Below are 19,196 nucleotides of genomic sequence, written 5' to 3' on the forward strand. Positions count from 1 at the left end.
CGGTCTGTCAGGCCCGTTCCGTCTGTCAGGCCCGTTCCGTCTGTCAGGCCCGTTCCGGTCTGTCAGGCCCGTTCCGGTCTGTCAGGATCGTGGCATGGCACAGGTCGCGATCATCGTCAACGGGATGCCCGCCTCGGGCAAGAGCACGATCGGCAGTGCCCTCGCCGAGGTCCTCGGCTGCCCGTTCCTGTCGAAGGACCGGATCAAGGAGCCCCTGGCAGACATCGCCGGGCCGATGATCCCGTCGCGCGAGCTCGGGGCGATCGCGATGACCACGATGTGGCAGATGGCCGGCGCGGTCGAGAACGGGGTCGTCCTGGACGCCGTCTGGCTGCCGTCGCGCGACCGGGCCTTCCTGGAGGCCGGGCTCGCCTCCGCCGGGTCACCGCGCGTCGTCGAGGTGTGGTGCCACGTCGACGCGGCCACCGCACGCGAGCGGCTGGCGGACCGGTACGACCCGGGCGCACCCGTCCGTCACGAGGTGCACGGCGACCTGGCGGACATCCAAGCGTTCTGGGACGAGCACGGCACGGACGCCGGACCGATGGGCGTCGGTCCGGTCGTCCGGGTGGACACCACCGCGCCGTACGACGTCGGCGCGCTGGTGCAGGAGATCGCGTCGCACTTCGTCTGACGCGCCCGGCTCGGCCCGCTCCCGCTCCCGCTCCCATCGTGGAAGCGACAGTTCGACGCGCTGCGCCCTCGTCCCCCTCGCGAAAGCGACAGATCGCGGCGGATCTTCGGCGCCGAACTGTCGCTTTCGCGGAGAGGCGTGGGGTGGGCCTGCGTGGGGTGGGCCCGTGTGCGGTGTCGGGCGGAGCGGCTACTGCTTGGCGCCCTGGGCAGCGACCGCGGCGGCTCCGGCAGCGGCAGCCTCGGGGTCGAGGTAGCGCGACGGGCCGGTCGGGCGGAAGTCGTCGTCGAGCTCGTACACGAGCGGGATGCCCGTCGGGATGTTGAGCCCCGCGATGTCGTCGTCGGAGATGCCGTCGAGGTGCTTCACCAGCGCGCGCAGCGAGTTGCCGTGCGCGGTGACCAGGACGGTCTTGCCCGCACCGAGGTCCTTCGTGATGTCGGACTCCCAGTAGGGCAGCAGTCGCTCGATGACGAGCGCGAGCGACTCGGTGCGGGGCAGGTCCTCGCCCAGGTCGGCGTAGCGGCGGTCTCCGTACTGCGACCACTCGGCGTCGTCGGCGATGGGGGGCGGCGGGACGTCGAACGAGCGGCGCCACTCCATGAACTGCTGCTCGCCGTACTGCTCGAGCGTCTGGGCCTTGTCCTTGCCCTGCAGGTCGCCGTAGTGGCGCTCGTTGAGGCGCCAGTCGCGCTTGACCGGCAGCCACGCCAGGTCGGCTTCGAGCAGGGCGATGTCGGCGGTCTGGATCGCGCGGGTCAGGAGCGAGGTGTACAGGACGTCGGGGACGATGCCGGACTCGGCGATGAGCTCGCCGGCGCGCTTCGCCTCCTTCTCGCCCAGCTCGGAGAGCCGGACGTCGACCCAACCGGTGAACAGGTTCTTCTGGTTCCAGTCACTGTTGCCGTGACGGAGCAGGACGAGCGTGGAGGTCATGCCGGAAGTCTACCGAGCGCCCCGCTCCCCGTAGCCTGGTCCCATGCCCGGGACCCCCTCGCCGATCGGCTCCGTCACGCGCGGGACGACCGGGCACAACCGTCTGCGTCGGGTCGATCGGTGGATCGCGGCCCTGCCGGCGTTCCGCCGCGCTGACGACCCGCTCGTCGCCGACGTCGGCTACGGCGCGAGTCCGACGACGACGCTCGAGCTCCGGGACCGCCTGGCCCGGGTCCGACCCGACGTCGAGGTCACCGGGATCGAGATCGAGCCGTCCCGCGTGGCCCTGGCGAACGCCGGCACCCGCGACGGTGTCACGTTCCGGCTCGGCGGGTTCGAGACACCGACCCCCGGTCGCCGACGCCCGGCCGTGATCCGCGCGTTCAACGTGCTGCGGCAGTACGACGAGTCCCAGGTGGCCGCGTCGTGGCGGATCATGCAGGACCGCCTGCAACCGGGCGGCGCGCTCGTCGAGGGCACCTGCAACGAGGTCGGCCGGGTGGCCTCGTGGGTGACACTCGACGACCGGCAGCCGCTGACCTTCACGGTCGCGCTCCGGTTGGCGGGCCTCGACGTACCGAGCATCGTCGCCGAACGGCTGCCCAAGGCCCTGATCCACCGGAACGTGCCCGGCGAGCGCGTGCACGACTTCCTGCGGGACCTCGACCTGGCGTGGGCGGTGGCCGCACCGCTCGGCACCTACGGACCGCGGCAGCGCTGGCTGGCGGCGGTGTCGGGGATGCGGGAGCGCGGCTGGCCGGTGCTGCACGGCACGACGCGGTGGCGCCTGGGCGAACTCAGCGTCCCGTGGTCCGCCGTCGCCCCGGCGGACGCCGAGCAACGGCTGTCGCCGAGCCGCGGCTGACGACTAGTTGCGGCGGACCGCTCCGAGCCGGGGCAACCGCGGCACGTTCGCCGTCGCGCCGGCGCCCGGCGGGACGATGGTCTCCTGCGCTGCCGTCACGACCACGTCGTCCGCGCTCAGGGTGAGCACCGCCGTCGGGTCGAGCGAGCGCTTGACCACCGCCAGGCCGATCGGCCCGAGCTCGTGGTGCACCGCCGACGCGACGAGGGTGCCGACCGGAGCGCCGTCCAGCGAGACCGGGGTGCCCGGTTCCGGCAGCACGGCGTCGGAGCCGTCGAGGTGCAGCATGACGACGCGACGCGGCGGGTGCCCGAGGTTGTGGACCTTCGCGACGGTCTCCTGCCCGCGGTAGCACCCCTTCGACAGATGCACGGCGGACCGAAGCCAGTCGAGTTCGTGCGGGATCGTCCGCTCGTCGGTGTCGGTCAGGGCCGGACGCCACGCGGCGATGCGCAGCGCCTGGTACCCGAGGAGCCCCGCTGCGGGCTGGTCGGACGCGGCGAGCGCGACCGCGGCAGTGGACTCGAGCACGGCGATCCGCAGCGTCCAGTCGGAGCCGGGGTGGGCCTCCAGGCTGGCGTAGCCCCATCCACCAGGCGTGACGGACGACCACGGGTCGACCCACTCGACGACCGTGCCGTCCACCGGGGCCGCATCGGCGAAGGCGCCGATCGTGACGAAGTCCGCCGACCGGTCGGCGACCTCGACGCGGAGCATGAAGCGCATCGACGACAGCCAGTCGGCGAGCGGTGCCGCGTCGGACGCCTCGGTCAGCAGCCAGGTGGTGGTGCCGTCGTCGACGACCCGGGCGGCGTGCTCGACGCGTCCGGACTGGTCGAGCACCAGGGTCTCGGTGCCGACACCGGGTGCGAGCCCGAGCAGCAGCTGCGACGTGATCGAGTTGAGCCACGACAGGCGGTCCGGCCCGGTGACCGTGACGACGCCCAGCCCGAGCTCGACGACCGCGCCTCCCTGTGCGAGCGCGCGCTGTTCACCGAGGGGGTTGCCGAAGTGCGCCGCGGGTCCGACGTCGGACGCGACGAACCCGGGCCGGCCGACGAACACCGAGCCCGTCATCAGTCGACCTTCGCGAGCTGCCCCGAGGCGTGCGAGGTGAGGGCACGACCGAGCGCGGCGATGTCCCACGCCCAGAAGAGCTTGCCCTCGACGAGCCCGTAGATGCGGGTGGCCGCGGCGTAGTCCTTGGCGTTGGCGGAGCGCATCACGGCGTCCGTGGCCAGGTCGATGCGGCCCTTGCGGACCTGCCCGACGTAGAGCTCGTTGACGCCCGTGGGGTGGATGATCGCCGCTTCGATGTCGAAGCCGTCGTTCGTGTTGCGCAGGGTCTCGACGCTCTGGGTGGTCCCGAACGGCACGACGCCCTCGCCCAGCAGCATCGCCGGGCCGCGGTCGCCGGGCTCGCTCGGACGGTCGAGTCGCCAGTAGCCCATCTCGGCGGCGAGCGGCGTGTGCGCTTCGTCGAGCAGCCACGTCGTCGACGAGTAGTTGAGGTAGGGCAGGCCGTCGTGGCTGAAGCTCACACGCTGGCCGAACTCGTAGTTCTTGACGTCGGGTTCCTCGCCCTCGCCGACGGGGTACTCGACGACACCGGTGCCTTCCCAGACGCCGACGAGCCAGGACAGCGGGACGAGTTCCGGGGCCAGGCCCTCGGGCAGTTCGATCACCGCTGGCCCTTGAACAGCTTGACGACGACGGTCACGGAGATGAACGCGATCGCGAGCGACGCCAGGCCCAGCAGACCGACGTAGAAGAGCTCGAGGGCAAGCAGCGAATCCATGCTGCGAGTCTACGCGGAGCGGCTCAACGCGCCAGGAGCACCACGGCGGTGACGAGCACGACGACGAACGACCCGGACGAGGCGATGCTGATGCGTTCGACCAGCCCGTCCTTGGTCGCGGTGATGAGCTGCAGGACGAAGCTGACCAGCACGGAGGCGACGAACACGAGCAGCAGCCAGGCGAACGAGTCCCCTTCGCTGAGCGTCAACACGAGCACCGCCCCGACGATCGAGAGCAGCCAGACGGGCAGCACCGACGTGAGCCGCAGGCGGCGCTGGTCGGTGGGCGGGACGGGCTCGGTCACGCCCCCATCATGACAGCAGCATCCCTGCGCTCCGGGCGGGTCGGGCCACTTCCCGAGCATCACTAGGATGTTGCGCAGACGTCAACCCCGTTCTGGAGGTCCTGTGGCACAGCTCCTGGTACTCACCTCGGCCGCGCCCGGCGACGTCCTGCCGAGCCTCGGCCTGCTGAGCCACCGGATCCGCCACGTCCCGGCCGAGGCCGCGCAGCTGGTGAACGCCCCGCAGTGCGACCTGATGTTCGTCGACGCCCGCTCCGACCTGGTCAGCGCCAAGGCGCTCTGCAAGATCCTGTCGACCTCGGGCTCGACGACGCCGATCGTGCTCGTCGTGACCGAGGGCGGCCTGACCGCCGTGACCAGCGAGTGGAACGTCGACGACGTCGTGCTCGAGACCGCCGGGCCCGCCGAGGTGGACGCCCGCATCCGCCTGAGCTCCGGGCGCGCCGCCAAGAACCAGACCGGCACGAAGATCCAGGCGTCGGGCGTGGTCATCGACGAGGCCAGCTACTCCGCCAAGGTCCGGGGCAAGCCGCTCGACCTGACGTTCAAGGAGTTCGAGCTCCTGCGCTTCTTCGCCACGCACCCCTCGCGCGTGTTCACCCGCGAGCAGCTGCTCAGCGAGGTCTGGGGCTACGACTACTTCGGTGGCACCCGCACCGTCGACGTGCACGTGCGACGGCTCCGCGCGAAGCTCGGCGACCTCGAGTCCCTCATCGGCACCGTCCGCAACGTCGGCTACCGGTTCAACGTCTACGACGACGAGGCCGACCGCCTGATGGGCCAGTAGGGGTGCCCGACCTCACGCGTTTCGCCGCCCCCGGCGAGGCCCCGCCCTTCTCCGACCAGACCCTGGTCGACGTCCGCGCCGGTCGTGCGGTGGTTCTCTCCGAACCGGACGGCGCCGCGGAACCCGACGGGGTCGCGGTGGCCAGGGACGGCGAGCTCGAGCTGGTCGTCGCCCTGGAGGCCCGTGGCCGCGGTGTCGGGACCCGGCTCGTCGAGCAGGCGCTCGCGCTGGGCGGCGGGGCCGCTCCCCGGCTCGCCTGGGCGCACGGCGACCACCCGGCGGCACGCGCGATCGCGACGCGGCTGGGATGGGCCGCCACGCGGACGCTGCTGCAGCTGCGCGCGCCGGTGCCGACGGTCGGAGCCGACCAGGGCCTCCCGTCCGGGTACGCGCTGGCAGCGTTCCGGGCCGGCAGCGCCTCCGCGCCGAGCACCGACGAGTCGGACTGGCTCGCGCTCAACGCCACGGCGTTCGCGCACCACCCGGAGCAGGGGTCGATGACGCTCGACGACCTGCGGGCACGCGAAGCCGAGGGGTGGTTCGACGGCGACGACCTGCTGCTCCTGCGTGACGCCGCCGGCGACCTGGCGGGGTCGTGCTGGCTCAAGGTCGAGGGCGGCATCGGCGAGTTCTACGCCGTGGCCGTCCGTCCCGACCTGCAGGGGCGGGGCCTCGGCGGCGTGCTCATGCGGGCGGGCACGGCACGGCTCCTCGGACGCGACCTGCAGGCGCAGGCGCTCTACGTCGAGGGCGACAACGAACCGGCCCTGGCGCTCTACCGGCGGTCCGGGTTCACGCAGCACGCGATCGACGTGCAGTACGCCGCGCCCTGAGATCCATCCACAGGCCACGGGGCGCTGACATCCATCCACAGGCCACGGGAGCGTGGCGTCGTGGACACCGGCGGGTGGCAGGATGTGCGCATGGACACCGAACCGCAGCTCGACGGGGACTCCGTCTCGCACGACCTCGACGACTTCGACGAGGTCGTCGAGACCGAGCACGAGTCGTTGCCCACGGACCGCTACTTCGACCGTGAGATCAGCTGGCTGCGGTTCAACCAGCGCGTGCTCGAACTCGGCGAGGACCGCACGGTCCCCCTGCTCGAGCGCGCCAACTTCCTGGCGATCTTCGCGTCGAACCTCGACGAGTTCTTCATGGTCCGGGTCGCCGGGCTGAAGCGCCGCATCGACACCGGGATCGCCGTCCCGACCAACGTCGGCCGTGCCCCGAGCGACGTGCTGCGGGACATCGCACGCAAGGCCCACGAGCTGCAGGACCGGCACGCGCAGGCGTTCATCGGGTCGCTCAAGCCCGACATGGACGCGGCTGGCATCCACATCGAGCACTGGTCCGACCTGGCCGAGGCCGACCGGCTCACCATGCGCGACTACTTCGCCGAGCAGATCTTCCCGGTGCTCATGCCGCTGGCGGTCGACCCGGCACACCCGTTCCCCTACATCTCCGGCCTCTCGCTGAACCTGGCCGTCCGCGTCCGCAACCCGAAGTCGCAGCGGCAGGAGTTCGCGCGTCTCAAGGTCCCGCAGAACTTCTCGCGGCTGATCCCGCTGCCGGACGACAGCTCGGGCCGCATGCGCTTCATCCCACTCGAGGACCTGATCGCCAACCACCTGGACGACCTGTTCCCGGGGATGGAGGTCCTCGAGCACCACGTGTTCCGCGTCACCCGCAACGAGGACGTCGAGATCGAGGAAGACGAGGCCGAGAACCTCATCCAGGCCCTCGAGCGCGAACTGCTCCGTCGCCGCTTCGGCCCGCCCATCCGTCTCGAGATCACCGAGGACATGGACCCGGTCACGCTCGGGCTGCTCGTGCGCGAGCTCGACATCACGGAACAAGAGGTCTACCGGCTGCCGTCGCCGCTCGACCTCGGCTGCCTGTTCGAGATCTCCAAGATCAGCCGCCCCGACCTGCACTACCCCAAGCACGTGCCGACCACCCCGGTGCAGTTCCAGCCGGGCGAACCGAACACGAAGCCCGACCTGTTCCGGGCGATCGCCACGCGCGACGTCCTGGTCCACCACCCGTACGAGTCCTTCGCGACCAGCGTGCAGGCGTTCCTCGAGCAGGCCGCGGCGGACCCGAACGTCCTCGCCATCAAGCAGACGCTCTACCGCACCTCCGGCGACTCCCCCATCGTCGAGGCCCTGATCGACGCGGCCGCCGCCGGCAAGCAGGTCCTGGCCCTGGTCGAGATCAAGGCGCGCTTCGACGAGCAGAACAACATCACGTGGGCCCGCAAGCTGGAGAAGGCGGGCGTCCACGTGGTCTACGGCCTGGTCGGGCTGAAGACGCACTCCAAGCTCGTGCTCGTCATCCGGCAGGAAGGCGGCACGCTCAAGCACTACACGCACATCGGCACGGGCAACTACAACCCGAAGACCTCGCGCATCTACGAGGACATGGGCCTGTTCACCGCGGACGACACCGTGGGCAAGGACCTGACCCGCCTGTTCAACGAGCTCTCCGGCTACGCGATCGAGAAGAAGTTCAAGCGCCTGCTCGTCGCGCCGCTGCACCTGCGGAAGGGCCTGCTCAAGCGGATCCAGGTCGAGACGGACAACGCCCTGGCCGGGCTGCCCTCGGGCATCCGGATCAAGGTGAACTCGATGGTCGACGAGCAGATCATCGACGCGCTGTACCTCGCCAGCCAGGCCGGCGTGCCGGTCGACATCTGGGTGCGCGGCATCTGCTCGCTCAAGCCCGGCATCGAAGGCGTCAGCGAGACGATCCGCGTCCGCAGCGTCGTCGGGCGCTACCTCGAGCACTCCCGCGCGTTCGCGTTCCACAACGACGGCGACCCGTACGTGTTCATCGGCAGCGCCGACATGATGCACCGCAACCTCGACCGCCGGGTCGAAGCCCTCGTGCGGCTGTCCGACCCCGCGCACGTCACCGAGGTCACCGACATGTTCGACCTCGCGATGGCCGAGACCACCAGCTCGTGGCACCTGGAGTCCGACGGCGAGTGGACGCGGCACTCCACCGACGACGACGGCCGACCGCTCGAGGACGTGCAGAATGTCCTCATGCGGAAGATCTCGTCCCGGAAGCGCTCTGCACGGTGAAGGGCGGACCCTCGGGCCCCGTCGTCGCTGCGGGCGCAGTGGTCTGGCGGGAGCAGGACGGCATACCGCTCGTGCTCCTCATCCACCGCGAGCACCACAACGACGTCTCGTTCCCCAAGGGCAAGGTCGACCCGGGCGAGGCGATCCCCACCGCCGCCGTGCGGGAGATCGACGAGGAGACCGGCTACCGCGTCCACCTCGGCGCACCGCTCGGGACCGCCGAGTACCTGCTGCCGAACGGCCGCGACAAGGTCGTCCACTACTGGGCGGCCCGGGTCTCGGCGAAGGAGCACGAGCGCGCCGGCGCCTTCCGCCCGAACGACGAGGTCGCGGCGGTCGAGTGGGTCGGCATCGACGACGCCCGTGCGCGGCTGACCTACGCCCGTGACGTCGAGATCCTCGACCGCTTCGCCGAGCGCGCCGAGCAGGGGCAGCACGACACCTTCGCCCTCATCGCGCTCCGGCACGCCAAGACCACGCCCGGGCACGACTGGCACGGCCCCGACGCCACCCGGCCCCTGCTGCCCGTCGGTCGTTCGCAGGCCCGGGCCGTGGCGGCCCCGGTCGCGGCGTACGGCCCGCGCAAGATCCTCAGCAGCACGGCCGCGCGGTGCCTGGCCACCGTCGAGCCGCTCTCCGACGCGGTCCGGGTCGGGGTGTCGAGCACCCCGGGCATCAGCCAGGACGCCCACGACCAGGGCACCGACGACGTCAAGGGCGTCGTGCGCAAGCGGCTCGCCAAGGGCAAGTCCGCCGTGCTCTGCTCGCACGGTCCGGTGCTGCCGGACATCGTCGCGCGCATCGCCACGGACACCGCTGACGACGCGAGCCGCTTCGACCTGCGCCGGGCCGCGATGCTGTCCGTCGGTGACTTCGCCGTGCTGCACATCGCCGGCGGGACGCTGATCGCGGTCGAGACGCACCGCAACCCCGTCTCGGCGTAGCAGACCCCACGCCGGCGGCCCCGGGCCACGCAGCGGCGGACCCGGGTGGCGCCGGGCCGGACCGGCCTGCCCGGACGACCCGAGCCTCCAGACCGTCGCCAGGCACGCTGTTCCCGAGCATGCTCCTGGAACGACCGTTCTGCCACCGTTCCGCGCCGGGTGAACCCCTCGTTCACCTGCCGTTCACCGATGACGACCAATCCGGTCACTTCGCGTCCCTACAGTCGCTCGCGGGTCGGCACCGGCCCGCGGGACCACACAGCGGTCCCACCTGCTCTCACTTCCCGAAGGGACCCCTGTGAACATCAAGCGAATCGGTATGGTCGCGGCAGTCGCGATCACCGGCGCGGTCGTGCTCTCCTCGTGCGCGGCGAACGAAGGCGGCGCGGGCAGCACCACGTCGGCCTCGGCCTCGGGTGTCGACTACTCGAACCTCAAGGGCACGCTCACCGGCTCGGGCTCCTCCGCCCAGCAGACCGCCGAGACCGTCTGGGCCGCTGGCTTCCAGGACCAGGCCTCCGGCGTCACGGTCAACTACTCGCCGGACGGCTCCGGCGCTGGCCGCAAGAACTTCATCGCCGGCGCGGCTGACTTCGCCGGCTCCGACGCCGCACTCTCGGACGAGGAGCTCTCGGGCACCTTCGCCAACTGCGCCGCGGACTCCAAGGCGATCGACATCCCCGTCTACATCTCCCCGATCGCGATCGCCTACAAGGTGGACGGCGTGAAGGACCTGACGCTCGACGCCAAGACGATCGCCGGCATCTTCGCCGGCAAGATCACCAAGTGGAACGACTCCCAGATCACGGCCCTGAACAAGGGCGCCGACCTGCCGGACGCCAACATCACCGTCGTGCACCGCAACGACGACTCGGGCACCACGCAGAACTTCTCCGACTACCTGTCGAAGAACGCCGGCGACGTCTGGACCGCTGCCCCGAGCCAGACCTTCCCGTACCAGGTCGGCGACAGCGCGAAGGGCACCTCGGGTGTGGCCTCGGCCATGCAGGGCGCCTCGAACGCCATCACCTACATCGACGACTCCGGCGCGGGCGACCTGTCGAAGGCCAAGCTCATGGTCGGCGACACCGCCACCACCATCTCGGCTGACGGCGCGTCCAAGGTCGTCGCCGACTCCGAGACGGTCTCCGGTCGTGCGGACAACGACCTGGCGATCAACATCGACCGCAAGGACACCGCCAAGGGCGCCTGGCCGCTCGTGCTCGTCTCCTACGCCATCGCGTGCCAGGAGTACAAGGACTCGACCAAGGCCGACCTGGTCAAGGCGTACCTGACCTACGCCGTGTCGGACGACGCGCAGAAGGCCGCCGCCTCGGAGGCCAAGTCGGCCGCCCTGTCGAGCGACCTCGGCAAGAAGGCCGCTGACGCGGTCGCCTCCATCAAGTAACTCCTCACCGAGAGCCCGGACGCCGGTCAGCACGACCGACCGGCGTCCGGGCGCTTCCCCGTCTCCCGACAGGAGTCCCACTCCCCATGACGACCGCACCCGTCCAGCAGGGTTCCACGGTGACCCCGCCGAAGCCCAAGCCCGTCGTCCGTGTCGGCGACCGCGTGTTCTCCGCCGCTTCGGTCATCTCCGGCGGCCTCATCCTGGTCGTCCTCGCCCTGGTCGCGGCCTTCCTCGTCGCACAGAGCGTCCCCGCGTTCTCGGCCAAGGCGGGCGAGCTGCCGAACCAGGCGAAGAACTTCTGGGACTACGTCGGGCCGCTGGTCTTCGGGACGATCTGGTCCGCGTTCCTCGCGCTGGTCTTCGCCGTGCCGCTCTCGATCGGCATCGCGCTCTTCATCTCACACTTCGCACCGCGCCGCATCGCGCCGGTGCTCGGCTACGTCATCGACCTGCTCGCCGCCGTGCCCTCGGTCGTCTACGGCCTCTGGGGCATCGTCGTCCTGGCGCGCTTCGTGCAGCCGTTCTACGCGTTCCTCAACGAGCACTTCGGCTGGATCCCGCTGTTCTCCGGGCAGGTGTCCGGCACGGGTCGCACGATCCTGACCGCCTCGATCGTGCTGGCCGTGATGGCGATCCCGATCATGACCGCGGTCATGCGCGAGATCTTCCTGCAGGCGCCGACCCTCAACGAAGAGGCCGCGCTCGCCCTGGGTGCCACCCGGTGGGAGATGATCCGCCTGTCGGTCCTGCCGTTCGCCAAGTCCGGGATCGTGTCGGCGATCATGCTCGGCCTGGGCCGTGCGCTCGGCGAGACGATGGCGATCGCGCTCGTGCTGTCGGTCTCGACGAACGTCACGTTCAACCTGATCGGTTCCCTCAACCCGTCGACCATCGCCGCGAACATCGCGCTCCAGTTCGCGGAGGCGTCGGGCACCGCCCTGAACGCACTCATCGCGACGGGCCTGATCCTGTTCGTCATCACCCTGGTCATCAACATGCTCGCGCGGTACATCGTGCGCAAGCGCGTCAGCTGAGAGGTCGCACCCGATGTCCCTCGCACTCCGTCAGTCCGCCGGCAACGTCTTCGCCAACGGCAAGCTGCACAAGTCCGTCCCGTGGCTGCTGCTCGGCGGCAGCTGGGTCGCCCTGGCCCTCGTCTTCGCCCTGCTCAACGCGGGCGGCGCCGTCAAGGACTTCAACATCGTCGCCGCGCTGTTCCTCGGCACGGTCCTGTTCGACGTGCTCATCGTGGTCGTCTCGCGGATCGTCGAGGGTGGCCGCAAGGCCGTCGACCGCCTGGTCACCTCGCTCGTCGTCACCGCGTTCGTGATCGCCGTCCTGCCGCTCGTGTCGCTGCTCTGGACCGTGCTGGCCGACGGCCTCGCCCGGTTCGACGCCGCGTTCTTCTCGTACTCGATGCGCGGCGTGATCTCGGTCGGCGGTGGCGCGGTGCACGCCCTCGTCGGCACGCTCGAGATCACGCTCTTCGCGGCGCTGATCAGCGTGCCGATCGGCCTGCTGACCTCGATCTACCTGGTCGAGTACGGTCGCGGCGCCCTGGCCCGCGGCATCACGTTCTTCGTCGACGTCATGACGGGCATCCCCTCGATCGTCGCCGGTCTGTTCGCGTACTCGCTGTTCGCGCTCTTCCTCGGTCCCGGTGCCCGCTTCGGCCTGGTCGGCTCGGTCGCCCTCGCGGTGCTGATGATCCCGATCGTCGTGCGCTCCACCGAGGAGGTCCTGAAGATCGTCCCGATGGAACTCCGCGAGGCGTCGTACGCGCTCGGTGTGCCGAAGTGGCTGACGATCGTCAAGGTCGTGCTGCCCACGTCGCTCGCCGGCATCACGACGGGCGTGATGCTCGCCATCGCCCGCGTCATCGGTGAGACCGCTCCCCTGCTGGTCACGGCCGGCTTCACCACGAGCATGAACTACGACCTGTTCGGCAACCCGATGATGACACTGCCGGTGTTCGCGTACACGCAGTACTCGCAGCAGGGCGCCAACCCGGTGCCGTTCGTCGACCGGGCCTGGACCGCAGCCCTCGTGCTCATCCTCATCGTGATGCTGCTCAACCTGCTGGCCCGCTTCATCACCCGACTCTTCGCCCCCAAGCTCTCGCGCTAGCCGCGACCCGAGCACCGAACACAGTAAGGATCACCGTGTCCAAGCGCATCGAGGTCGACGGCCTCAACGTCTACTACTCGAAGTTCCGCGCCGTCGAGGGCGTCGACATGACCATCGAACCCCGCACGGTGACGGCCTTCATCGGCCCGTCCGGCTGCGGCAAGTCGACCTTCCTCCGCACGCTGAACCGCATGCACGAGGTCATCCCCGGCGCCTACGTCGAGGGTTCGGTCAAGGTCGACGGCGACGACCTGTACGCCCCCGGCGTCGACCCGGTCATCGTCCGTCGCCAGGTCGGCATGGTCTTCCAGCGGCCGAACCCGTTCCCGACGATGTCCATCAAGGACAACGTGCTGGCCGGCGTCAAGCTCAACAACAAGCGCATCAGCCGCTCCGAGTCCGAGGACATCGTCGAGCGCTCGCTGCAGGGCGCGAACCTGTGGAACGAGGTCAAGGACCGGCTCGACAAGCCCGGCATGGGCCTGTCCGGTGGGCAGCAGCAGCGTCTGTGCATCGCCCGCGCGATCGCGGTCCAGCCCGACGTGCTGCTGATGGACGAGCCCTGCTCGGCGCTCGACCCGATCTCGACCCTGGCGATCGAGGACCTCATCGAGGAGCTGAAGAAGGACTTCACGATCGTGATCGTGACCCACAACATGCAGCAGGCCTCGCGCGTGTCCGACAAGACCGCGTTCTTCAACATCGCGGGCACGGGTGCACCCGGCAAGCTCATCGAGTACGGCGACACCGCCACGATCTTCTCGAACCCGTCCGTCAAGGCGACCGAGGACTACGTCTCGGGTCGCTTCGGATGAGCTGACGCTCCAGCACGGCCAGGAGGCCCGGTGCACGTCCGCAGGGACGGCACCGGGCCTCTCGTGGTCCCGCTGGGCGCCCTCGCCATTGCACCTGGGCGCGGGTTGCCGACCCGGAACGACATGTCCGCTGTCGTACGACAACGGAGATGTCGCGGCGCTGGCAGCCGATCCGGCCCGCACGCGCGAAACGACGAAGCCGCTGTCGTACGACAGCGGCTTCGTCCTTTCGCGTCGGCAGTTGCACCGCGAACGGGACCGCCGAGCCGCGACCGCCCGCGCGGGGCTACGCGGACTCGGTCGGGACGGCCACGATCGGCGTCGTGGTCGGCTGCTCCGAGCCACCGGCGGGCTCGACCGTGATGCCGATCGTCGCACCGCTCGACTTCGCGCCACTCAGCACCGCCGAGCGCACGCCGCCGTCGACGTCGTTCATGAGGCCGGCCGACTTGATGGTGCCGCCGGAGGACTCCGACCCGATGTACCAGAGCTCGTAGGTCTTGTCCTTCGGTGCGGCCTTCACGCCGTCGAGGATGACCGCCGACTTGCCGAGCTGGTCCGACCACACGACGGTGGCCGTGCCGCCGCCCGAGACCTTCGCGGTCGAGCGGGCGAAGTCGGGCGAGGCATAGATCTGGTCGAGCCCGGATGCTGCCTGCGAGCTGCTGACCCCGGGTCCGTCCTGGGTGCCGAAGAGCGCACCGCCGGCACCGACGCCGATCGACACACACACGACACCGACCGCTGCGACGGCACCGAGGAACGCTGCCGGACGCTGGAACCAGCGGCGGCGAGCCGCGGCACTGGCCGCACCCCCACCGGAGGTGACGGACGTGACGGAGGCGCTGGGGGCCTCCTGGACGGTCTCGGGCCTCTCGGCCACGTGACGGGCCGGGGCGACCGGAGCAGCGGAGACCTGCGGGGTGGTCTGGATCGCGGCCATCAGCGAGGCCTTGAGGCCTGCCGGCGGCGCGACGGGCTCGACCGCGTAGGCCAGGGCCCGTGCGGTCTCGGCCAGCGAGTCGGCCTCGGCACGGAGTTCCGGGAACTCGGCTAGCGCGATCTCGAGCTCGTGGCGCTCGTCGTCGGACAGGGCATCGGTGGCCCAGGAACCGGTCAGGAGCGCGGGGTCGTCGTGTCGTTCGGTCATGACGTCACCCCCATCTCGTCGCGCAGACGGATCATCCCGTCACGGAGACGGGTCTTCACGGTGCCGATCGGCACCCCGAGCATCTCGGCCATCTCGCTGTGCGAGTAGCCGCCGTAGTAGGACATCTGGACTGCCTGGCGTTGGAACTCGGTCAGACGACCGAGCGCACGGCTGACCCGCTCGTGTTCGATGCGGATCTCGACGGACTCGGACACCTGGTCGAACCCGGACTCGAAGTCGCGGATGCCGATCCTGGTGTCGCGGTCACGGGAGGCCTGTGCGGCACGGACCCGGTCGACCGCTCGGCGGTGGGCCATCGTGAGGACCCAGCTCGCCGCGCTGCCGCGGGCGGTGTCGAACTTCGCGGCCTGCTGCCAGACCTCGAGGAAGACCTCTTGGGTGACCTCTTCGGACTGGGCCCGGTCCTTGAGCAGCCTCGTGATGAGGCCGAGCACACGGCCGGAGAGCTCGTCGTAGAGGTCGGAGAAAGCCTGTTGGTCGCCCTGGGCGACCCGGAGGAGGAGGGAGTCGGCAGACACCGGTGCCGGCTCGGTCGAGCTCCAGCTGTCGGTGTCGCGTTCCACGATCGCAAGCATTGCAGGTTTTCCTCCTTCCGGTTCTCGGGTGACCCGACCAACCCCCGGCGATTCGCCGTGTGTTGGTCGAGAGCGGTTGGGACGAGGGTCCCTGCGCGGCCCGCAGGGAATTACTCCGGCCGGGTGAGCCGGGTCGGGTCGCACAGGGTGACCCTCGCCGTGTGACGACCCATGGGTTCCGTCACACGCTGATGATTCGGCACCCTCGCCCAGTCGGATTGCCCGGGGTGCTCAGGTGCGGTTTCCCGCACGTCGCGTCGTCCGTCCGGCGATGGTCGGCGGGCTGGCCGCGGCACGCCCGGCGCTGGTGGTGTCCACCGAGAGTGAACACGGGAGCGCGCTCGGCATCGATCTCGTAGACTCGACGTCGCCGGGCCGCAGCAAGCCCCGGGCTCCAAAATTCGCCGCTTCGAGCGGCCTCGCGCCGAGAGGCGCTTCTGCGGCCCGGCGCTTCTGTACCCGGATGCGGTCCGTCGTTCTGCGTCTTCCGTCGTTCTGGAGGCTCGGTTCGGGTCCGTCGCTCGGGTCCGGTCCGTCGCTGGCTCAGTCCGGACTGTCGGCGTGTCGCTTGGTCAGTCCGGACTGTCGGCGTGTCGCTTGGTCAGTCCAGGGCGTCGCGGCGCCACAGCGCGGCCGCCGCCGACAGGTCCTCCGCCAGCTCGGCCAGACGGAACGCCCGCACGGTGAGGACGCTCGCGCGCTCCTCGGCGGTCAGGTCGGAGTCGTCCGCCACGCTCGACGCTCCCGCAGCGGCCAGCCGGCAGAACGCAGCACCGCGGTCGAGCGCCACCGCGAAGTCGCCCGTGTACAACCCGTGCAGGATGCTGTCCGCGAGCGAGAGGATCTCGGCTGGACCGGTCGGCTGCTCGGCGCCGGCGACGGCCTGGTCGATCGTGCCGATGCGCTCCGTGCCGCGGGTGAAGAAGAACGCGATCTCGTCCGGGTTCTGCCGGATCACGGTGCGCATCAGGTAGATCCGCCACAGGGCTCCCGGCAGGGTGTGTGGCCCCACGCGGGCCCAGAGCTCCGCGACGGCCTCGATGCCGTGCACGTCCGTGTACGTCACCAGCCGCTCGACGACCTGCGGGTCGGGGCCCTGCCGGACACGGTGGAGCAGCGCGTTCGCGGTCTCGTGCGCGACGCGGTTCACCAGCGCCGGGTCCTCGCCGCCCTGCAGCGCGGCGAACTCGGCGTCGGTGAAGTGGACGGGACGGTGGTGATCGCGAGGCACCGCAGCAGTGTAGGCGTCCGATAGCCTTGCCGCAGAGGGCCTCTAGCTCAGTTGGTAGAGCACCGGACTTTTAATCCGAGGGTCGTGGGTTCGAGCCCCACGGGGCCCACTGGTACCGCCCACCGGACGGCGCGGAGCGGTCCGGACGGCGCGGAGCCCTCCGGACGCATGACGCCCGAAGGGCTCCTGGACTCAGCGACCGGTCGATCTCACTGGTGCACCGGAGCTGTCTGCCGGTCGATCAACCGATGGACGGTCCCCCGACGGGGTACATGCCCAGGCGGGAGTCCGCGCCGAACCCGGTGGTGGCCGGTGCGCCCGACCACGTGTAGAGCGAGCCGGAATCCGCTTCGAACGCGACGGCCACGTTCGTGCCGACCGTCGTGATGCTCGGCACCGTGCCGTCCTTCATGCCCAGCTTCGTGCTCGCGCCGAACCCGACGGTGTCCGGTTGTCCCGACCACGTGTAGAGGCCGCCGCCGCCGGATGCTCGGAACGCCACGGCCGCGTTCGACCCGACCGTCGTCATCGACGGACTCGAACCGGGCCACATCCCGAGCTTGGTGCTGCTGCCGCCGCCGATCGTCGCCGGGGTTCCGCTCCAGGTCCACAGGTTGCCGCCACTGTTGAACGCGACTGCGGCCTTCGAACCGATCGCGGTGATCGCAGGACTGGTCCCTGCGGCCATCCCTTCGGTCGTCGACGTTGCACCTCCGGTCGTGCCCGGGTCGCCGGTCCAGGTCCAGAGCGCGCCGGTGTTCGCCTGGAACGCGACGACGGCCTTCGCCCCGACCACGGTGATCGACGGGCTTGTCTTGTCCTTCATCCCGACGCGGGCAGGAGCGGCGAACCCGACCGTTCCCGGCGCTCCGACCCAGGTCCAGAGGCCTCCGTCCGTCGCTTGGAACGCCACGGCGTACTGCCCGTTCGGCATGCGGACGATCGACGGACTCGTGCCGGGGCGCACGCCGACCTTCGCGTCAGCACCGAACCCGAGCGTCCCTGCTCTGCCGGACCAGGTGTAGAGCGATCCGTTCGTGGAGTTGATCGCCACGGCCGATGTGTCGCCGAAGGTCCTGACTGCAGGGCTCGTGTTCGCTGCCACGCCGAGCTTCGTCCCCGTGCCGAACCCGAGCGTCCCGGGCGCGCCGGCCCAGGTCCACAGCTCCCCGGTGTTGGTGGCGAAGGCGACCGCAGGACTCGCGGCACCGCTGCCACCCGGCTCGTAGCTGCCGTCGTACTCGAAGTGCCAGGCCTCAGGGGAGGAGAAGGAATCGCCTCGAGGTTGCCAACCGAAGGCCGGGGCATTCGCGTTCATCCAGAGCTTCTGGACGCTGCCGGGCGTCTGGATCCCGCCGCCGAAGTCGCATGCCTGGCCCCACCCGTGCACCGAGGTCCCTGGCACAGCCGCAAGCGTCCCGCCGTTCTGGTACACGGCGTACAACGCCTTCTGGCGAGCGAGGTCCCGGTACGCCTCAGTGAGCGAGACAGCACTCCCGAACCGCGATTCGTACGCTCTGCTCACGGCGAAGAACGCCACCGCAGCGTCCGGACGCAGGTAGGGCTGACCGACCTGAGCCGGGACGGCCGTCATCGCCGAGAGCGGTATCTCACCGTTCGAGTAGCCACCCCAAGCGCCGGTGGCGGCGACTCGGCTCCGCCCGATCTGGGTCGGTCCGGCCTCGGGCATCGACTTGTCGAGGTCCTGCAGGTTCTTGGCTTCGGTCACAGCGAACGCCCTCGAGGGCATCGCTGCGGTCCCGACGGCCAGGGTCACCGCTGAAGCGATCAGCATCCCCCGTCGCGACAGTCCTGCTCGAGACCTGTCGTCTGCTGCTTCCACGGATCGCTCCATGTTGCCCCCCTCGTGTTCTCTTGTCGTGGAGTCCCCACGGGAGCAGTGTTGCCGTTCCGGACGGAGGACGCGATCGGTACTCCTGAGGACACGTTCCGTACCCCAGCACCCGGGGGGATGGCGCAGCGCGTGCAGTCGGACTCACTGCGTCGGACGCATCGGGGTACGAGTCCTCCACAGGGAGCTCTGGGCGTTCGCACTGCACACCCCAGCTTGCGCACAGCGGCCTGGTGGGGTGGCGCCGATATCGTCGTTCCCGGATCGACCGAGGTCGTTCCGTCCACACCACGACGAACGGGGTACACCGTGATCGAGCAGATCGACGCCACGCACACCAGCAGCACCAGCTCCACTGCTGGCGCGCGCCGCATCGTCGAGCTCGCCGCCGCGACCGGCACCACGATGAGCGACCAGCTGCTGTTGGACACGCTCCGCCGGAACGCGCAGGTCACGACCCGGGCCATCCGTCGCGACTTCACCGAGGTCGCGACGGCCTCCAGCGTGCTGGGCTACGTGTGCCGGCAGCGCAAGCAGTTCATCGCACTCCGCGGCGACGACCCCGCCTGGGCGCGGGAGATCGGCCGGTACGACTCCGAGTCGCTCGCGGTCGAAGCGCTCCGGATGCGCCGCGGCTGACCGGGTCCGCGACTGAC

The 19,196-nt window shown here is 70.2% G+C and carries 19 protein-coding genes and 1 tRNA gene; 12 read left to right on the forward strand and 8 right to left on the reverse strand.

The window, feature by feature from the left end; genetic code table 11:
• The first annotated feature begins 94 nt into the window (after window positions 1–94).
• Window positions 95–634, forward strand: a complete 540-nt coding sequence (locus BIU90_RS01145) for an AAA family ATPase (protein WP_083403578.1) — start codon at window positions 95–97, stop codon at window positions 632–634.
• Between the two features lie 189 nt (window positions 635–823).
• Here the strand turns inward: BIU90_RS01145 and BIU90_RS01150 are convergent, their stop codons facing one another.
• Complete coding sequence (locus BIU90_RS01150) at window positions 824–1,570, reverse strand: phosphoglyceromutase (RefSeq protein WP_071298409.1); 747 nt, start codon at window positions 1,568–1,570, stop codon at window positions 824–826.
• 43 nt (window positions 1,571–1,613) lie between these two features.
• On the opposite strand from BIU90_RS01150, the gene BIU90_RS01155 reads away from it, so the two are divergent.
• Window positions 1,614–2,435 (forward strand): SAM-dependent methyltransferase, encoded by an 822-nt coding sequence (locus tag BIU90_RS01155; RefSeq protein ID WP_071298410.1) that lies wholly within the window; start codon window positions 1,614–1,616, stop codon window positions 2,433–2,435.
• Between the two features lie 3 nt (window positions 2,436–2,438).
• Here BIU90_RS01155 and BIU90_RS01160 read toward each other — a convergent pair whose 3' ends face one another.
• From BIU90_RS01160 to BIU90_RS01170, 3 genes are all read right to left on the reverse strand, one after another.
• On the reverse strand, window positions 2,439–3,512 hold the full coding sequence (locus tag BIU90_RS01160; RefSeq protein ID WP_071298411.1) for a folate-binding protein YgfZ: 1,074 nt from the start codon (window positions 3,510–3,512) through the stop codon (window positions 2,439–2,441).
• Window positions 3,512–4,120: an FABP family protein gene (locus BIU90_RS01165; RefSeq protein WP_071298412.1), complete on the reverse strand. Its 609-nt coding sequence runs from the start codon at window positions 4,118–4,120 to the stop codon at window positions 3,512–3,514. The genes BIU90_RS01160 and BIU90_RS01165 overlap by 1 nt, the downstream gene beginning before the upstream one ends.
• Before the next feature lie 136 nt (window positions 4,121–4,256).
• Entirely contained in the window at window positions 4,257–4,538 is a 282-nt protein-coding gene (locus BIU90_RS01170; RefSeq protein ID WP_083403579.1) for a hypothetical protein, read from the reverse strand.
• Between the two features lie 103 nt (window positions 4,539–4,641).
• On the opposite strand from BIU90_RS01170, the gene BIU90_RS18535 reads away from it, so the two are divergent.
• The 8 genes from BIU90_RS18535 to pstB all read left to right on the forward strand — a co-directional run bounded on the left by BIU90_RS18535 (window position 4,642) and on the right by pstB (window position 13,711).
• The gene (locus tag BIU90_RS18535) at window positions 4,642–5,325 is read left to right on the forward strand and encodes a response regulator transcription factor (RefSeq protein ID WP_071298413.1); all 684 of its coding nucleotides are present in this window, start codon (window positions 4,642–4,644) and stop codon (window positions 5,323–5,325) included.
• A 2-nt stretch (window positions 5,326–5,327) separates the two neighbouring features.
• Entirely contained in the window at window positions 5,328–6,158 is an 831-nt protein-coding gene (gene mshD, locus BIU90_RS18540; RefSeq protein WP_071298414.1) for a mycothiol synthase, read from the forward strand.
• A gap of 90 nt (window positions 6,159–6,248) precedes the next feature.
• A complete protein-coding gene (locus tag BIU90_RS01185; RefSeq protein ID WP_071298415.1) occupies window positions 6,249–8,414 on the forward strand; it encodes an RNA degradosome polyphosphate kinase in 2,166 nt (721 codons plus the stop codon).
• Window positions 8,411–9,358, forward strand: a complete 948-nt coding sequence (locus BIU90_RS01190; protein ID WP_071298416.1) for an NUDIX domain-containing protein — start codon at window positions 8,411–8,413, stop codon at window positions 9,356–9,358. The genes BIU90_RS01185 and BIU90_RS01190 overlap by 4 nt, the downstream gene beginning before the upstream one ends.
• Before the next feature lie 298 nt (window positions 9,359–9,656).
• Window positions 9,657–10,766 (forward strand): phosphate ABC transporter substrate-binding protein PstS, encoded by a 1,110-nt coding sequence (locus tag BIU90_RS01195; RefSeq protein ID WP_071298417.1) that lies wholly within the window; start codon window positions 9,657–9,659, stop codon window positions 10,764–10,766.
• An 86-nt stretch (window positions 10,767–10,852) separates the two neighbouring features.
• Complete coding sequence (gene pstC / locus BIU90_RS01200; RefSeq protein WP_071298418.1) at window positions 10,853–11,803, forward strand: phosphate ABC transporter permease subunit PstC; 951 nt, start codon at window positions 10,853–10,855, stop codon at window positions 11,801–11,803.
• A gap of 13 nt (window positions 11,804–11,816) precedes the next feature.
• Window positions 11,817–12,896: a phosphate ABC transporter permease PstA gene (pstA, locus tag BIU90_RS01205; RefSeq protein ID WP_071298419.1), complete on the forward strand. Its 1,080-nt coding sequence runs from the start codon at window positions 11,817–11,819 to the stop codon at window positions 12,894–12,896.
• A 35-nt stretch (window positions 12,897–12,931) separates the two neighbouring features.
• Entirely contained in the window at window positions 12,932–13,711 is a 780-nt protein-coding gene (gene pstB, locus BIU90_RS01210) for a phosphate ABC transporter ATP-binding protein PstB (RefSeq protein ID WP_071298420.1), read from the forward strand.
• Window positions 13,712–13,997: 286 nt separating this feature from the next.
• Here the strand turns inward: pstB and BIU90_RS01215 are convergent, their stop codons facing one another.
• The 3 genes from BIU90_RS01215 to BIU90_RS01225 all read right to left on the reverse strand — a co-directional run bounded on the left by BIU90_RS01215 (window position 13,998) and on the right by BIU90_RS01225 (window position 16,688).
• Window positions 13,998–14,861, reverse strand: coding sequence for an anti-sigma factor (locus tag BIU90_RS01215; protein ID WP_071298421.1), 864 nt, complete (start codon window positions 14,859–14,861; stop codon window positions 13,998–14,000).
• Window positions 14,858–15,457 carry a sigma-70 family RNA polymerase sigma factor gene (locus BIU90_RS01220; RefSeq protein WP_071298422.1) on the reverse strand — a complete coding sequence of 200 codons (600 nt, stop codon included), beginning with the start codon at window positions 15,455–15,457 and terminating at the stop codon, window positions 14,858–14,860. Before BIU90_RS01220 ends, BIU90_RS01215 begins: the two co-directional genes overlap by 4 nt.
• Before the next feature lie 601 nt (window positions 15,458–16,058).
• Complete coding sequence (locus BIU90_RS01225) at window positions 16,059–16,688, reverse strand: DNA-directed RNA polymerase subunit beta (RefSeq protein ID WP_071298423.1); 630 nt, start codon at window positions 16,686–16,688, stop codon at window positions 16,059–16,061.
• A 36-nt stretch (window positions 16,689–16,724) separates the two neighbouring features.
• On the opposite strand from BIU90_RS01225, the gene BIU90_RS01230 reads away from it, so the two are divergent.
• Window positions 16,725–16,797, forward strand: a tRNA-Lys gene (locus tag BIU90_RS01230).
• Window positions 16,798–16,929: 132 nt separating this feature from the next.
• Here the strand turns inward: BIU90_RS01230 and BIU90_RS01235 are convergent.
• Complete coding sequence (locus tag BIU90_RS01235) at window positions 16,930–18,417, reverse strand: D-alanyl-D-alanine carboxypeptidase family protein (protein ID WP_175470102.1); 1,488 nt, start codon at window positions 18,415–18,417, stop codon at window positions 16,930–16,932.
• A gap of 432 nt (window positions 18,418–18,849) precedes the next feature.
• Here BIU90_RS01235 and BIU90_RS01240 point away from each other — a divergent pair, with 432 nt between their 5' ends.
• Window positions 18,850–19,179 carry a hypothetical protein gene (locus BIU90_RS01240; protein WP_071298425.1) on the forward strand — a complete coding sequence of 110 codons (330 nt, stop codon included), beginning with the start codon at window positions 18,850–18,852 and terminating at the stop codon, window positions 19,177–19,179.
• Window positions 19,180–19,196 lie beyond the last annotated feature (17 nt).

Origin of the sequence: Curtobacterium sp. MCBA15_001 (assembly GCF_001864835.1) — a bacterium.
In the GTDB taxonomy this organism is placed as follows: domain Bacteria; phylum Actinomycetota; class Actinomycetes; order Actinomycetales; family Microbacteriaceae; genus Curtobacterium.